The sequence below is a fragment of the Kineococcus vitellinus genome (assembly GCF_009906315.1).
GTDB lineage: Bacteria > Actinomycetota > Actinomycetes > Actinomycetales > Kineococcaceae > Kineococcus > Kineococcus vitellinus.
Map to the genome: position 1 here is coordinate 1 of NZ_JAAALL010000663.1, position 440 is coordinate 440.

The following is a 440-nucleotide window of genomic DNA, read 5'->3' on the forward strand; positions in this document are numbered from 1 at the left end:
AGGCTGACCTGGTCGGAGTGGCGCGCCGAAGTGCTCACTGAGTGGCCCGCGGCAGGACGTGGTGCGTCGCCTTCACCGACCACTGTCCCGTTCGAGCCGGTGAGTGTCGCTGTGCCGGCCGTCAGGTCGCTAGTTCCATCCGTGGCGGTCAGTCGGGTCCCGTCCAGGGGGGATGGCCAGCGGCCGGATCGCCTCGCTGTCGCCATGGCTATCGTCCGAGCCCAGCCGGACGTCACTGCCGCCACGCTGGCTGACACGTTGTTGGCCGCGGGCTTTCCGGTCTCTGTCCGCACCGCGCAGCGCATCCGCGGTGATGCCCGCGAACTGCTCGCGGCGACCACCGACGGTCCGGTCCCGTGATCGGCAAAGTCACGAAGGGCAACGGTGTCCGGAAGTTGTTGCAGTACCTCTACGGTTCTGGACGCGCCAACGAGCACACC

1 protein-coding gene is annotated in these 440 nt (G+C 68.4%); it reads left to right on the forward strand.

Annotated elements, in window-relative coordinates:
- Positions 1-204: 204 nt before the first annotated feature.
- On the forward strand, positions 205-360 hold the full coding sequence (locus GTQ99_RS23995) for a hypothetical protein (protein ID WP_166618114.1): 156 nt from the start codon (positions 205-207) through the stop codon (positions 358-360).
- Positions 361-440 lie beyond the last annotated feature (80 nt).